Source organism: Saccharophagus sp. K07 (assembly GCF_014336955.1).
Classification (GTDB): domain Bacteria; phylum Pseudomonadota; class Gammaproteobacteria; order Pseudomonadales; family Cellvibrionaceae; genus UBA5868.
This window is the reverse complement of sequence record NZ_QRAI01000005.1, coordinates 260536-276950: the sequence shown is the minus strand read 5'-3', so window position 1 is coordinate 276950 and position 16415 is coordinate 260536. Positions and strand designations below refer to the sequence as shown.

Here is a 16415-nt window from a genome sequence, read left to right as displayed (position 1 = left end):
CCACACCAAAGCTTGGTCCTGGTTGAATTCAAAAGAGCAGGCGCGGCAAAATGCCAGAAACCTTTGCGTCGCGCGTGCGACGGAAGTTCTCCAACCCCCAAGAGGCATTCCATGCAAGAAGCCAAACCCGTGTCCCACCCCGCATTCCAGTACGTTCGCAGCCAAACCATTTCGTCCCTCAATCTCGTCGTCGAAGAATACGAACACCTCGCCACGGGGGCCAAACATTATCACTTAAGTGCGGACAACCCGGAAAATGTGTTCCTGGTGGCCTTGCGCACGGTTCCGCAGGATTCCACCGGCGTGGCTCATATTCTCGAGCACACCGCCCTGTGCGGCAGCGAGCGCTATCCGGTGCGCGACCCGTTCTTCATGATGACGCGGCGTTCTCTCAATACTTTCATGAACGCTTTTACCAGCTCCGACTGGACCGCCTACCCCTTCGCCAGCGTGAACCGCAAGGACTTCGGCAACCTGCTGGAGGTGTATCTGGACGCGGTGTTTTTCTCCCGTCTCGATCCTCTGGATTTCGCGCAGGAAGGCCACCGCCTGGAATTCGCCCAGCCGGACAATCCGGAATCAGAACTGGTGTTCAAAGGTGTGGTGTACAACGAGATGAAAGGCGCCATGAGCTCAGTGACCTCCATGCTCTGGCACACCTTGAATAAATATCTGCACCCGGCGACGACTTACCATTTCAACAGCGGTGGCGAACCTGACTGCATTCCCAATCTCACCTATGAACAACTCGTGCACTTCTACAAAACGCATTACCACCCGAGCAATGCGATTTTTATGACCTACGGGGATATTCCCGCCGTCGAGCACCAAACCAAATTCGAAGAGCTTGCGCTCAATCGTTTTCAGCGTCTCGATAAAGTTGTCTCAGTTCCCGATGAGCAGCGCTACTACTCGCCTGTTCGCATCGAGGAGAAATACCCTCTGGCGGAAGACGAGAACAGCGAAAAGAAAACTCACGTTGTCATGGCATGGCTGCTGGGACATAGCGCTGATCTGACCGAATCCCTGACTGCCAATCTGCTGTCTAGCGTTTTGCTCGATAACAGTTCCTGCCCCCTCCTCCATGCGCTGGAAACGACTGAGCTGGGCAATGCCCCTTCACCTCTATGCGGGCTCGACGACTCGCAGAAAGAGTTGGCCTTTGTCTGTGGCTTGGAAGGTTGTTCCGCAGATGATGTGGACGCGGTGGAAAACCTGATTCTCGATACCCTCTCGCGCATCGCCATTGAGGGCATCCCGTTGGAGGATGTAGAAGCGGCCCTGCATCAATTGGAGTTACATCAACGGGAAATCGGCGGGGACAGCTATCCCTACGGCCTGCAATTGATCATGAATGCCCTGACCGCCGCCACCCACCGGGGCGATCCTGTGGCCATGTTGGATGTGGATTCCGCCTTGTCGACCTTACGCAGCGCCATTCAGCGCCCGGAATTCATCAAAGAGCAGGTGCGCAAACTGCTGATCGATAACCCTCACCGCGTGCGTTTGAGCCTGGTGCCAGATTCGTCCATTCCGGCGCGCAAAGAACAGGCGGAAAAAGACCGTCTGGCGAAAATCAAAAACACTCTTTCAGAAGAACAAAAGCAGGAAATCGTCCGTCAGGCAGCCTTGCTGGTCGAGCGCCAATCGCGCCAGGATGACGAAAGCATTCTGCCCAAAGTCACTCTGGCAGATGTGCCAGCCACCGAACCTCATCTGGAAGCGGATCTGCACGAATTACCCGTCAGCAAACGCCCTTTGGCCACTTACAGCGTTGGCTCCAACGGTCTGGTGTACCAACAGGTAGTAATTGAAACCCCGCCCCTGACCGAGCGTCAGCTGGCGATTCTGCCCTACTACACCAGCTGCGTAACCGAACTGGGCATCGGCGACAAAACCTATATGGAAGCCCAGCGCTGGCAGGCGCGCGTATCCGGCTCTATGAATGCTTTTAGCAGCATACGCAGCCAGGTTGACGATATTCATCGCACCCAGCAGTTCCTGACCTTCTCATCCAAAGCGCTGGTGCGCAATCACGAAGCCGTGTGCGAGTTGATGACCGCGATTCTGGAAGAGGCGCGCTTTGACGAGCACAGCCGGGTGAGAGACCTGGTTGCCCAGATGCGGGCCTCGCGTGAGCAGGCCGTCACCGGAAGCGGCCATGCGCTGGCTATGGGCGCGGCGACTTCGGGTATGTGCGCCGCATCCAAGCTGAGCTTCCAGCAAGGCGGCTTGGAAGGAATCCGCCGTATCAAAGCTCTGCATGAGGAACTGAAGAACGATAAAAAACTGGCGGCATTCTGCGATGAACTGGCGCAGATCCATCAACTGATCCGGCAAGCACCGCGCCGCTTCCTGTTGATCGGCGAAAACGATCAGCAACCGAAACTACAACAAACCTTCGCCCGTTGGTTTGATAGCGATGCAGTCTCCGTTGCTGCTTCTTGGGAGCTGCCGCCCATGCAAGAGCAGATTCGCCAGGGCTGGCTGACCAACTCACAAGTGAATTTCTGCGCAAAAGCTTACGCGACCGTGCCTATGACGCATCCGGATGCTGCGCCGCTGGTGGTACTCGGCAATGTGTTGCGCAACGGCTTCCTGCACCGTGCGATCCGCGAACAGGGCGGCGCTTACGGCGGCGGTGCAGGCCAGGACAGCAACTCGGCGGCGTTCCGCTTCTACTCCTATCGCGATCCGCGCCTGGAGGAAACTCTGGCCGATTTCGATCGCTCTATCGATTGGCTTATGAGCACCAACCTGCCCTGGCAAGCCGTGGAAGAAGCCATCCTCGGGGTAATCAGCGGCATCGACAAACCGGATTCTCCGGCAGGACGCGCCAAGCGCATGTATCACAATGATCTGCACGGCCGAACCCTGGCGCTGCGCCAGCAATTCCGCGAGCGGGTTTTGGCAACACGTCAGGAAGATTTGCGCCGGGTTGTTGAAACTTATCTGGCCCCGGAAAAAGCCAACATCGCCGTGATCACTGATCACAGCAAACAGGAGCAAATCGGCAAATTGGGGCTGGAGACTCTGAAACTCTAAAACCAGAAAACAAAACCGGCGGCCATTAGCCGCCGTTTTTGTTTAAAAGCTTGGGATCTACAGAGAAAGATTGCGGTAGTTGCCGTCCAGATACACCAGCGGAGCCGGACCGGAGCTAGCTACGCGCACGGCAATAATTCTCCCAACGACTATATTGTGAGTGCCGTAAGGCTGCACTAAATCCACTTCGCACTCGAAAACCGCTTCGGCATCTTCCAAATAAGGCGTCTTATCCGGAGCCAACAGCCAGCGCCCGAGATTAAAACGTTTTTCGCCTTGATCTCCGGTTGCGCACAGAATCGAAATTTCCTGGTGATGCTTGCTCAGGATGTTAATGGCAAAACGCTGGCCCAATACCAGAATGGGACAGATTCGAGTATTACGATTGACACAAACCAAAAGCGACGCTGGCTGATCCGATACCGATGTCACTGACGAAGCGGTCATTGCGTACCGCTGACCATCTGAAGTTTGAGCCGAGACCACTGATACACCGGATGGCAAACGACGCATGCCATCTCTCATAGCCTTAGCCAAATCTTGACTCATTACCCTCGTTACCCTCCGCATAAAATGACGGCATCATACCCAGATCGATATGGGATTGATATGCATCAAAGATAAAGACTGTCTATCAAGTACAGTTGCAAACATCGGAAATAGCAATCGCTGCGCGATGAACAATTTTTAGCCGCCTTTATTTTGGGCGGCATTTGCCTAGCGAGATTCCCATCGAGAGATTTTTATGACCCGTGCATATCAGCCACTGGCTTGGGATGATTCACTGATTCAGCGTTACAACCTGAGCGGCCCACGTTACACCTCCTACCCGACTGCGCCGCAGTTTCACAGTGATTTCAACCTGCGCCACTGGCGCGAAGCCATTGCACAAGGCAACCGCACACTCAAGCCCTTATCTCTGTACGTGCACATCCCTTTTTGCAGCACCATTTGCTATTACTGCGGCTGCAACAAAGTCGTCACGGCCAACCGGCAGCGAGCAATTCCTTACTTGGCTGCGCTTAAACGGGAAATCAGTCTGCAAGCAACCTATGTCGATAGCGCGCGCAAAGTACAACAGCTGCACTTTGGTGGCGGCACACCAACCTATCTTGATGATCAGCAAATTGCCGATTTAATGGCGCATTTGCGTGCCGAATTTTCGTTTGATGAGAGCGAAAAAAGCGATTTTTCGCTGGAAATTCACCCACAGTCCGTCACACCCGAACGACTCGCCCATTTGCGCGCGCTCGGTTTTAATCGCTTGAGCCTCGGAGTACAGGATTTTGACCCGCAAGTACAAAAAGCCGTCAACCGATTCAATACTTATGAAGAAGTTGCGGGATTAATCCAGGCAAGCCGCCAGCTTGGATTTGGCTCGCTCAACTTGGATTTGATTTATGGCCTGCCGAAACAGAGCTGTGAATCCTTTGCGCAAACGTTAAATGCGATTGTCGATTTGCGGCCAGATCGCATTTCCCTGTTTAACTACGCCCATATGCCGCATTTATTTAAATCGCAAAAACAAATTGATGCGCGCGATTTACCGGAACCACAGGAAAAACTCCAAATCCTGCACAACAGTATCGAACGACTGCAAAACGCAGGATACGTTTATATCGGCATGGATCACTTTGCGCTGCCGAACGATGAGCTGGCGGAAGCACAACGCAGTGGCACACTGCACCGAAATTTTCAGGGCTATACCACCCATGGAGATTGCGATCTGTTTGCTTTTGGCGCCTCATCGATTAGTGCCATACACGACGTTTATGTGCAAAACCATAAAACCATAGAGGCTTATCAAAATTCCTTGGAAAATAATCTGGCCATCCATAAGGGCTTTCATTTAAGCGCAGACGATCTGTTACGCCGCCGCGTGATCAATCAGATCATTTGCCAGTTCGAATTAAAATTCGCCGAGATTGAAAAGGAATTTGATATTTCGTTTGCATCCTATTTCGCCACCGAATTGGCAGCACTGAAGCCTATGCAACAGGATGGGCTTTTGGAAATGGATTCTGACGGAATCCGAGCATCAAATATCGGGCGGCTACTGATCCGTAGTATCTGTATGGTATTTGATGCCCATTTGCAGCAACCCGGCGCTGATGCCGCGCCGCGTTATTCAAGGATTATTTGACGCCCAGCTCTATATTTTTATCAACACCAAGATCTGCACATTGTTAACACTAAAAGAATCACACGCTATTGACACCAACACTTGCTTGTTGGCACAAGTTAATCCATCAAACAATTCTTAACAGTTTCAGCACTCCTTCTTTAGCTAACCTCCGGTAGATCGCCATATCTGGCGATCTCAAAATCATCAATTCTTATAAGAAGGAGTTGCTATGAAAATCGGTCTGTCAATGAAATGGGTGGCAGTTTTTCTGCTACTGTTTACCCCATTCGGTCTGACGCATGCGCTGATTGTGGCACCAGACCAACAAAGTTTCGAAATTACTCAAGGCAAAGTCTCCATAAAACCGGTATTTTGCATACCAGAACGCTGCCAGGAACGCAGTGGCGAATTAACCGGCACCTTTGATGCAACTTTTCTTGGCGATGAAATTCGTCTTTCCAATATCAACGTCAAAAGCGAACTCGAAGAATTCAAACTACCGGAAGACCCTCATACCGACGTTAACGGCGCCGTTTACGATGCCCGCTATAAATTCGATGGGGAAATTCTCGTACTGGAAGGCGTTATAGACTCTAGCGCGTTTGATGGCCCCCTAGTTCGCTACAGTTTAACCGCCAAGGTACGCAACTCGCTTGCAGTGGGTTTTGATCCGCACGGTTTTTATCTGGCGCATCAGGATTATCGCCGTTGCGCAGCTCCCCATTGCGGTGGAATTTTTATTAAAGCGGTCAATGACGCTCGCCTGATATGCCACGACGGACGCGCGAGCAAAGAATGTTATATAGGTACGCCAGACTGGCGCAAACTTGGGTTTAATCCTTTTGCCGTAACTAATTCCGAGCAGTTGTTATTACAAGGCGATGTGGATTACACCGTAGAACTCGGCCGTTTTGTCGCGCGCGCCGCTTTGGCTCCTGCTGGTAACGACAATAGAAAAGGCTCTTATTTCGGCGTGGAAAACAATGGTCTTATGTGCATCTCCAGTCCCTGCTTCAGTTTTGACGAATACCTACTAAATAGCGATAAAGCTCAGGCCATTTCCGATGTCGACCTCAGTCGCACCGGCGCCAGCGAAAAAGATATCCAACGAGCTTTTGAACTGATGGCTGAGAAAGAAGCGGTGATTATTGTCGGTCGCAATCAGCGTTATAAAGGATTTTCCGGCACTGGCGTGCGATTGCTGGCTACACAGTTTTATTTGCCGGTTGATGCCAATGCCGCCGAGAATTGCCCAAAAGGTTATATTTCCAGCGAACTGGGCTGCGAAACGCCCAGAGGATGTCCATTTCCGCTCCAAGAGAAAGTTACTACCGGTGCCCGACTTATAGCCCCCGCACCGGAATGCGTGGTTAAACCTCGTTAATGGTAAACCGCACATGGATGTGCGGTTTGTTTTAAGCAGCGTCCGTTTTTTTCAAATGATGTACAGCATTCAAAAGCGCACGAGTATAAGGATGCTGCGGATTCGAAAAAATTGCCTCGGCTTCACCCTCTTCCACAATTTTACCTTGTTGCATTACAGCCACACGATCCGCCACATAGCGCACCACGCTCAAATCGTGCGAAATAAACAACATGGTTAATTGATATTTTTGCGTGAGCTGTAACAGCAACTCAAGAATTTGCGCCTGGATGGTAACGTCCAGCGCAGAGACGGGCTCATCTGCAATAATCAATTGCGGGCGCACAGCCAGCGCACGAGCAATGGCAACGCGCTGGCGCTGACCACCGGAAAATTCGTGCGGGTATTTGCGTACCATACGGCGATCAAGGCCGACATCATCCATCAGCTGATTAACGGCGGAAAGGATTTGGCTAGGCGGCACTATGCGGTGAATCAACAAAGGTTCCGCCAAAGCATCAAATACCGTCATACGGGGATTCAGTGAAGCGTATGGATCTTGAAAGATCATCTGAAAATCGCGCCGCGCTTGGCGCAGACGTTTTGGCTCCAGCTCTGTCAGATTGACACCATCCAATAACACCTCACCGGATCGGGGCTCCACCAAACGCATGATGCTGCGCCCTAAAGTGGACTTTCCTGAACCGGACTCTCCTACCAAACCGAGAATCTCGCCTTTGCGCAGGGTCAGCGTCACATCATCCACAGCACGGACATGAAACCATTTTTTCCAAAACAAAAATCCGTGTTGCCGAGAAAATTCCGTGCGCAGGTTTTTGATACGCAAAAACGGCTTATCGTCTTTTTGGAATTGTGGCGAATAAGGTTTGGCTGTAGTTGGAAGAGACTCCACCAATTTTTGCGTGTAGGGGTGTTGCGGTGAAAAAAACACCTGATCTGCACTACCCGTTTCTACGACCTTGCCTTTCTGCATCACCACTACATGATCGGCCATATGAGCCACAACACCGAGATCGTGCGAGATAAAAATCACGGAAAGATTGTGCTCACTCTGCAAACGTTTGATGAGATCCAGAATTTGCGCCTGCACAGTGACATCAAGTGCAGTGGTCGGCTCATCGGCGATCAACAAATCCGGCTCGTTGATCAACGCCATAGCAATCATCACCCGCTGGCGCATGCCGCCAGAAAATTCGTGCGGATAGCTGTTGAAGCGTCGCTCCGGCTCCCGAATACCCACTTCTTCCAGTGCGGCTATTGCGCGCTTGCGCGCGTCTTTTTTACTCATGCCTTTGTGAACACGCAGAGACTCCATCAACTGGTCGCCAATGGTGACAAAGGGATTCAAAGACGTCATGGGGTCCTGAAAAATCATGCCGATTTTTTGCCCGCGAATTCGGCGCAACTGGCCGGGGCTCAGAGTCAGCAAATCCTGCCCCATAAATTCAGCGCTGCCCTGCTCCACCCGCCCGGGAGGCGAAGGAATCAGTCCCATAATGCTGTAACATGCTACGGACTTTCCGGAGCCGGATTCGCCCACTATACCAAGTACTTTTCCTGGCTCGATAGCAAAACTGACGTTATCGACTGCGGTGATAATGCCGTCGCGAGTATGGAATCGGGTGGTGAGATTTTCTACACATAACAGAGCCATAATCAGTCCTTGGATACTCGCGGATCAAGCGCATCACGCAAACCGTCACCAAGAAAATTCAGCGCAAATAAAGTCATACTGAGCGTCAAAGCAGGAAAAATCAGCAACCAGGGATATTCCTCCATGGTTTCCACTCCGTAGGAAATCAGCGAGCCCCACGAACTTTGTGGCGCCTGAATACCGAGGCCGAGAAAACTCAAAAAGGATTCCAGCAAAATCACGCTCGGAATCGTCAAAGTGGTGTAAATAATGATTGGCCCGAGAACATTGGGTGCTACATGTTTGAACATGATGCGCGGACGCGACATACCCATTGCGACTGCCGCTTCAATAAATTCCTGATGTTTAATTGCCATTACCTGGCCGCGCACGATACGCGCCATAGTCAGCCATTCTACTGCCCCTATAGCAAGAAACAGCAACAACATGCTGCGCCCAAATACCACCGTCAGCAAAATAATAAAAATGGTAAATGGCAGCGCGTAGAGAATATCGACAAAACGCATCATCAGCGCATCAACACGACCACCGATATAGCCGGCAATGGTGCCCCAGGTCACACCTATACATAAAGCGACGGCGGTAGCGATAAATCCCACCATTAACGAAATTCGGCTGCCATATAAAATGCGTGTCAACTGATCACGCCCGAAAATATCCGTACCAAACCAATGTTCAGCCGATGGCGGGGTTGCGCCCAACATCAAATTTTGTTCTTCGTAGGAATAAGGCGCTATCCACGGGGTCAATACAGCCAATACGATCAGCAAAAGGAGAAATACCAGTCCGCCCATCGCCAGCGTATTTTTTTTCAAACGACTAAACGCATCCTGCCAAAGAGAGCGGCCTTTTTCCAAACGGTTCAAATCAAAATCCACTGCCTCAGTGCTCATTATTTCCGCCCTCGTAATTTTGGATTGAGCCAGAGCAGTAATAAATCCGCCAACAAATTACAAATAATAATGAGGAATGCGAACAGAATGGTCATGCCGAGAATCATGGTGTAATCGCGGTTAAATGCAGCCTGCAAATAAAAACGGCCAAGCCCGGGTATTTGATAAATGGTTTCCACCACAAAAGAACCGGACAGAAGCCCCGCAACCGCAGGACCAGCGAAGGACACTACCGGAGCCAAAGCACCGCGCAGCGCATGATGAAAAACTACTCGCCACCCCGAGAGACCCTTGGCGCGAGCGGTGCGAATGTAATCCTGCGACAGAGTTTCCAGCATGCCACCACGCGATAATCGCGCCAAATAGGCGGCATAACCAGCGCCGAGCGTGATTGACGGCAAAATTTTATCGCCTGGCGTCACCCCCCAACCCGACACAGGCAACCAATCCAATTGAATGCCAAAAACCAGAATCAACAATGGCCCGAGCACAAATGACGGCAAACATATACCAATCATGGCAGCCGACATAGGCACATAATCCTGCAATGTATTTGGCTTTAGTGATGCAATCACTCCAGAGGTGATACCAAACACCAGCGCGACTAGAAACGCATAAAGACTTAATTCCAACGTGACAGGAATTCCCGCATAAATGACTTCTGTCACCGTGCGACTGGGATATTTAAAAGATGGGCCAAAATCACCTTGTAAAAGATGCTTTACGTAATCAAAAAACTGGACGTGAATGGGATCGTCCAGGTGATAACGTTTATTGAGATTTTCCAGCACCTGCGGCGGCACTGCCCGCTCATCGTCAAACGGTCCGCCCGGTGCTAAACGAATCAGAATGAAGGTAAATAGCACAACCAGAAAAAGTACTGGAATTGCAGAAAGGCATCGCTGAAGAAAAATACGCAACATTATGATTCCTCAAGGCTCCGATGCTTCCAGATAGACATACTTGAGCGGGTGGAAATGCATAACGTTGTCATACCAGCCCTTCACCGAGGTATCCACCAGATTGATATCGACAAAGAAATACAGCGGTAAAACTGGCATTTCTTCCGCCAATATTCGGTTTGCCTCTTCAAATAACTCGTTGCGGCGCGCGGGATCTGATGTAGCCTCTATGGTGTTCATAAGCTCATCGTAACGCGGATTCTTCCAATTGGTATTATTGTTGCCGGCGTAGGAGCGCAAAATATCGAAAAAATTGGAAGGGTCCAAATAGTCGCCCAACCAACCGGCTCTGGCGATATCGTGCTCGACATTTTTCCGGGCTGCCAGGTAAACCTTCCACTCTTTGTTTTCCAACTGGATATTAACGTTGAGGTTTTTCTTCAACATTTGCTGAATCGCCACCGCCACTTTGTGATGGTTGTCGTGAGTGTTGTACAGCAAGGTGAGCACCGGAAATCCTTCACCATTGGGGAAACCGGCTTCTGCCAACAAGCGCCGGGCTTCTTCAACATCTTCGCGCCAGTAGATCTGAGGTGTATAACCTTCAGGATCGGGGGGAACAAAATTATAGGCCGGCACTTCCCCGCCTTTTGTCACATTCTTGACCAGTAGATCGCGCTCGATTGCCAGTGCAAATGCTTTACGCACGCGCGCATCATCAAAGGGTTTGCGCTGCACATTAAATTCGTAATAGTAACTGGCATAGGTTGGTATCACCCGTAAAACTTCAGGTCGATCTTTGCGATACACCTGGATTTTTTCGATATCCATCTGCGGAGTATTGGTGAGGTGAACCTGTTTGGAGCGAAAAGCGCGCTCTTCCGCTTGCTGGTCGTCAATGGGGAGAAAATGCACCGCTTGTAAACGAACGACGTCCGCATCCCAGTAATGGGGATTTTTGTCGAGCTCGACGACTTTATTGATCTCCCAGCGCTTTAGAACGAAGGGGCCATTACCAACAAAATTTTCCGGCAGCGCCCAGCGCGATGTCGGATCCTCTACGCCGCCGAATTTTTCCAATGTCGGTCCGTGAACCGGATAATAGGAGTGGTGATCCAGCAATTGCAGAAAAAAATGCGCGGGCGCTTTTAATGTTACTTCCAACTCATGAGGGGAAATCGCTTTGACGCCGACACTGGCAAAATCCGTATTTTCACCTTTATAGAATGCCTCCGCGCCTTCGATGTAGAACATCATATAGGCGTAAGCATTGGGTAAGCGTGGATTCAAAGCGCGGCGCCAGGAATAGACAAAATCCTCCGCCGTCAAAGGATCGCCATTGGACCAGCGAGCATTTTCACGCAGTTTGAAGCGATATACCCTGCCATCTTCTGAAATGGTCCAAGACTCCGCAACTCCCGGGCGAGCTTCCAATGTCTTGGCATCCTTGCTGGTTAAGCCTTCGAACAAGTTGATGATGATGTTGTTTTCCACCGTCCCGGTGATCAGGTGCGGATCCACGCTTTTTGGCTCATCCCCATTGGCGTAATATAGAATTTGATTGCGAATACCATATTCGACATTATTGAGCTTTTTCTCTCCGCATCCATGCAACACAACCATTGCTAAAAGCAGCGCGACAACAATCCCAAAATTCTTCATTGTTTAGCTTCCAAATACACGCCTTTGAAGCTCGGATAATCAGCCATACTGAATTTAAATCCTTTCACTTCGGGCTTTATTAAATAGGATTGCGTGTAGTAGTAGAGAGGAATCAGCGGAACCTGGTCCAACAAAATTTGTTCTGCCTGGTACAACAATTCGTAACGCTCCTTGTCCGTTAGTGCTTGGCCAGAAGCTTCGATTAGCCGGTCGTATTCAGCGTTGCTCCAACCCGTATCGTTCATACCATGGCCACTGCGAAATGAATCGAGAAAATCCATGGGATCCGCAAATGTACTGAAACTGCCAGCGCGAGCTATGTCATGCTGCAAATTCTCGCGGAAATTCAAAAACACCTTCCACTCCTGGTTTTCCAGCGTCACATCCACATTGAGCTCTTTTTTCCACATTTGCTGAATTGCAACTGCAATGGCTTGATGCATTTCCATTGTGTTGTAGGTTAGGGTCACCTTTGGAAATCCTTTGCCGCCGGGGAAACCCGCTTTGGCCAAATGCTCGCGCGCCAGCTCAGGATTGAATGCAGGCATTTTCGGAGGATTGTAAGCTGCGCTGATTGGCGACAAAGCGTTCGCTGCAGGCTCACCATTTTTAGTGACATATTGCGTGAGCGCCTCTTTATCAATGGCATAGGCAAATGCGCGTCTGACATCAACATTATCAAATGGCGGTTTGGTCACATTGAAGACATAGAAATAGGTCGCGTAGGCCGGCTGGGAGACAAACTGCTCCGGCGCTTCAGCCTTGTAGCGGGCGATTTTATCGACCGGAATGCGGCCGCCGTAGGCGATATGAATCTGACCCGCGCGGAACAGGCGCTCTTCAACAGATTCACTTTCTGCGGGATTGAACAGAATTTTTTGCAATTTAATGCTGTCTGCATCCCAGTAATGAGGATTTTTTTCCACTTCGATAATTTGGTTCAGTTCCCAGTATTTGAGCAGAAAGGGGCCATTACCCACGAAATTGCCAGCACGTATCCAAGGATTATTGGGATCATCAATCGCGCCAAATTTCTCCACGGTTGCTCTGTGAACGGGGGATGTCGTCTCTACCGCCAAGCGCTTTAAAAACAGCGGATCTCTTTTTTCCAAGCGGAATTCCAATTCTTTGTCGGAGATGGCTTTTACGCCCACTTCAGAAAAGTCTTTCAAATCACCTCTATGAAAAGCTCCCGCGTTCTGAATCGCGTAATAATCTAGCGCGTATTGATTACCCAATCCCGGCGACAGAATTCTCTGCCAAGAATAAACAAAATCGTGAGAGGTCAAAGGATCACCATTGGACCATTTGGCATTCTCACGAATCTTGAACCGATAAAGCATTGCATCTTCAAGCACTTCCCAGGATTCCGCGACACCGGGTTGAACCTCAAAGGTTTGATAATCGGTAGTAAGCAGAGGCTCCATCAAGGCCGCAACCACTTTTAATCCCGGAACGTCTGTCGCTTGATGAGGATCAAGATTGGCTGGAGATGCACCAATGGTAATACGCAAGACTTGCTCAGGAGTAGCACTACCACCCTTCTTGTCCTCATTTTTTGAACAGGCCAGTAATGTAAGCAAAACAAACAAAACCAGGGCGAGATAACGCATAACACTCCTCAGTGTTTCAAATCATCTTTAAGTGAATCAGCAAAGGCCTGGAAATTAAAGGGCCGACCGAGAAAGTCCTCCACCAATTCCGCCGCCGGTTTTGAACCGCCAGGGCTCAACACTTTGTCGCGATACCGGGCCGCCACCACCTTATTACGCAAACCGTGCGTTTGGAATTCGCTGAACATATCGGCCGCTATGACAAGCGACCACATATAGGTGTAGTAAAGGGCTGAGTAACCGTCGAGATGGCCAAAATTCGCATAGAGATAAGTATCGTCAACATATGCAAACGGCGAATAGCATTCTTGCAATTCCACCATCATGCGGTCGACATCCACATCCGCTGGATCGCGGTTGTAATAATTCAGAGAAAGTGCAGCGTAGAACATTTGGTGCCGCACAAAGATTCCACGCCCGAATTTGCGTGCAGCATTCATTTTCTCGATAAGCGCATCCGGTATGACTTCGCCCTCACTATTGGTTGCAAAGGATTTGAGGGTTTCCGCATCCCAAACCCACTCCTCTAACATTTGCGATGGCGCCTCAACAAAATCGTGCTGAGTATTAGTGCCGGAGAGGTTCATCCAGGGCTGATTTCCACCAAACATGCTATGCAGCAAATGGCCAAATTCATGCAGAAAGGTTTCCACCTGATCGTGCTCCAGCAAATCCGGAGCGCCATCGCCACCACCAGGAAAATTGCATACCAACGCCGCCAATGGCGTTTGTACGCCTTTTACCCCTTCCCGAATACTAAAGTGCGCTGCGTGTTGGTATTTGTTTCTTCTTGGGTGCATATCGAGAAAAAATTGTCCAATCAAAGTCTCGCCCTTTCGAATCTCATACGCCTCGACAGAGTAATGCCACCCGGGGGTTTTCCAGGGTTTTATAGTGACATCAAATAAGTCTTCAACCAGATCGAAAATGCCTTGCTTAACCTTTTGATAGGAAAAATATTGCCGCACTTCCTGAGAATCAACCGCATAGGCTTCGTGGCGAACCAGATTTTCCAGATAGGTTTTCTGCCAATCGCCCACCTCGGTTGCCGCAGGATCAATTTTGCGAAGACGTTCCAACAGTACGGCGTAATCCTGGTCAGAACGAGGCTTGGCAATCTGATCGATGCGTTCAATAAAAGCTGCTGCATTTGCTGCGGAGCCAATCATCTTATCGACGGTGATGTAATCAGCGAAATGTTGATAACCCAACAGCCTTGCCAGCTCATAACGTTTTTGCAGCAATCTGTGCAAAACCTCTTTATTCGCCGGATATCCCCGCTGGCGAAACGCTGTGTACATACGTTTTCGCGCCGCATCGTTGCTTGCATACTGCATAAACGGATAGTAATCCGGCCCATTCGTGGTAACGATCACTCCTCGAGTATTGAACGCGAGACGAACTATGTAATCCTCTGGCAACCCTTGCAAATCTTCGTAGACCATGTCCAGCAAGCGCACATCGTTGCGGATATTGGCCGCAAATTCCTGACCGATTTTCAGTATTTCGTCATTCAATTGGCTGATACGCCGGCGGCTTTCCTCGTCCAAACCAACACCTGCCAATTCAAACAGCTGGCGGGTTCGCTGAAGAAAATAACGATCCAATGGCGACAGATTCGCCGGATCAACCGCGATGAGCTTTTTATATAAGGGAACGGACAGGCGGATATCGTTGGTTAATGCGGTAAATTTCTGCTCGCATATCTCCGCTGCCGCGCGCACAAATTCATTGGGATGAACGTTGCTGTACAAACTGGCAAGGCCAGTCGGCTCGTAGGTGAGGATATCCAAACGGTTTATGGCTGCAAGAATATCGGCCGGAGGAGAAAATTCAGACTGTTCAGTGGCAAGAAAAATTTGCTGCGCCTTTTCGAACTGTTTGCTGCAACTTTCTATATAGGTGGCCGCAGGATCGGTATAACTCGGCGAGGTCGACGAAGTCGTTTTAAGATGACCACATCCAACCAGCGCAAAATTCAACAGGAAGAAAAAGAAATGAAGAAATGATTGGATTGTGTATCCGGGAAATGAACGGCGACGATGATCGAATAGTGTATGAATTTTTTTTATGGTCATCGCGCCCTCGATGTTCAGTTTTGGGCGAACCGCAAACGCCCGGTCAGGTCTCCGTAGCGAGCTTGCGCCGCCAATCCAGTTTCTTTTCTATAGCACTAATCATCATGCCAGCTATATCGCGTCCAGTTGCGGTTTCGATCCCTTCCAAGCCAGGCGATGAATTGACCTCCAACAACAAAGGCCCTTTGGACGAGCGGATAATATCTACCCCTGCCACCAGCAAATCCAATGTTTTCGCTGCTTTAATTGCCAGCTTACGCTCTTCCGGTGTGATTTTGACGACACTCGCGGTGCCACCTTGGTGAATATTCGCACGGAATTCACCCGGGGCCGCTTTGCGTTCAATAGCGGCGACCACTTTGCCGTCTATCACAAACAGGCGCAAGTCTTTGCCGTCTGCCTCTTTTACAAACTCCTGCACCAGCAAATTCGCTTGCAGAGATTTAAAGGCGTTAATCACGCTTTCCGCCGCTTTGCGAGTTTCCGCCAGAACAACGCCCCTACCCTGTGCGCCTTCCAACAGTTTTACAATCAAGGGTGCTCCGCCAACCATTTCGATCAAATCCCCCGTATCACTCGGCGAATTCGCAAAGCCAGTTACCGGGATGTCCAAGCCGTTCTTCAACAGTAGCTGCAGGGAATAAAGTTTGTCGCGCGATTGGGCGATAGCGGAAGAACTGTTGAGGGTAAATGTGCCCAGACTTTCAAATTGGCGCGTCAAGGCGCAGCCGTAAAAGGTCATGCTGGGGCGAATACGCGGAATCACCGCATCTAGACCATCGACTATATTGCCGCCGCGGTAATGGATCTCGGGTTTCTCCGCATCCATTTTGATGTAGCAGTGTTTGATGTTGAGAAAAATCAGTTTGTGGCCGCGTTCTTCCCCTGCCTCGATTATGCGGCGATTGCTATACAAGGTCGGATCGCTGGCGAGCAAACCAATGGTCAGCCCCTCCTGCTCGGGCGTTTCATAGTCGCCATAGAGGTCGAGCAGTACCGATTCTTCCATATCGCCCTGAATAAAACGCTCTTCTGGATCAACCAGCATCCGCCCCGCCA

General features: G+C 50.2%; 11 protein-coding genes. 3 read left to right on the top strand and 8 right to left on the bottom strand.

The window, feature by feature from the left end:
* The first annotated feature begins 111 nt into the window (after nt 1-111).
* Nucleotides 112-3045 carry an insulinase family protein gene (locus DWB84_RS15755; RefSeq protein ID WP_187410764.1) on the top strand — a complete coding sequence of 978 codons (2934 nt, stop codon included), beginning with the start codon at nt 112-114 and terminating at the stop codon, nt 3043-3045.
* A gap of 57 nt (nt 3046-3102) precedes the next feature.
* Here the strand turns inward: DWB84_RS15755 and DWB84_RS15750 are convergent, their stop codons facing one another.
* Complete coding sequence (locus DWB84_RS15750; RefSeq protein ID WP_222868209.1) at nt 3103-3558, bottom strand: flavin reductase family protein; 456 nt, start codon at nt 3556-3558, stop codon at nt 3103-3105.
* Nucleotides 3559-3790: 232 nt separating this feature from the next.
* On the opposite strand from DWB84_RS15750, the gene hemN reads away from it, so the two are divergent.
* Together hemN and DWB84_RS15740 are read left to right on the top strand one after the other, a co-directional pair.
* The gene (hemN, locus tag DWB84_RS15745; protein WP_187410762.1) at nt 3791-5188 is read left to right on the top strand and encodes an oxygen-independent coproporphyrinogen III oxidase; all 1398 of its coding nucleotides are present in this window, start codon (nt 3791-3793) and stop codon (nt 5186-5188) included.
* A gap of 211 nt (nt 5189-5399) precedes the next feature.
* The gene (locus tag DWB84_RS15740) at nt 5400-6554 is read left to right on the top strand and encodes a DUF6748 domain-containing protein (RefSeq protein ID WP_187410761.1); all 1155 of its coding nucleotides are present in this window, start codon (nt 5400-5402) and stop codon (nt 6552-6554) included.
* Between the two features lie 31 nt (nt 6555-6585).
* Here the strand turns inward: DWB84_RS15740 and DWB84_RS15735 are convergent, their stop codons facing one another.
* From DWB84_RS15735 to rimK, 7 genes are read right to left on the bottom strand one after another with little or no spacing between them, the layout of a single operon-like run.
* Nucleotides 6586-8208, bottom strand: coding sequence for an ABC transporter ATP-binding protein (locus DWB84_RS15735; protein ID WP_187410760.1), 1623 nt, complete (start codon nt 8206-8208; stop codon nt 6586-6588).
* Between the two features lie 2 nt (nt 8209-8210).
* Complete coding sequence (locus DWB84_RS15730) at nt 8211-9101, bottom strand: ABC transporter permease (RefSeq protein WP_187410759.1); 891 nt, start codon at nt 9099-9101, stop codon at nt 8211-8213.
* A complete protein-coding gene (locus tag DWB84_RS15725) occupies nt 9101-10024 on the bottom strand; it encodes an ABC transporter permease (RefSeq protein WP_187410758.1) in 924 nt (307 codons plus the stop codon). Before DWB84_RS15725 ends, DWB84_RS15730 begins: the two co-directional genes overlap by 1 nt.
* A 9-nt stretch (nt 10025-10033) precedes the next feature.
* Complete coding sequence (locus DWB84_RS15720; protein WP_187410757.1) at nt 10034-11665, bottom strand: peptide ABC transporter substrate-binding protein; 1632 nt, start codon at nt 11663-11665, stop codon at nt 10034-10036.
* On the bottom strand, nt 11662-13278 hold the full coding sequence (locus tag DWB84_RS15715) for a peptide ABC transporter substrate-binding protein (RefSeq protein WP_187410756.1): 1617 nt from the start codon (nt 13276-13278) through the stop codon (nt 11662-11664). Before DWB84_RS15715 ends, DWB84_RS15720 begins: the two co-directional genes overlap by 4 nt.
* Before the next feature lie 8 nt (nt 13279-13286).
* Entirely contained in the window at nt 13287-15356 is a 2070-nt protein-coding gene (locus DWB84_RS15710) for a M3 family metallopeptidase (RefSeq protein WP_187410755.1), read from the bottom strand.
* Between the two features lie 43 nt (nt 15357-15399).
* On the bottom strand, nt 15400-16305 hold the full coding sequence (gene rimK, locus DWB84_RS19170; RefSeq protein WP_255429035.1) for a 30S ribosomal protein S6--L-glutamate ligase: 906 nt from the start codon (nt 16303-16305) through the stop codon (nt 15400-15402).
* Nucleotides 16306-16415 lie beyond the last annotated feature (110 nt).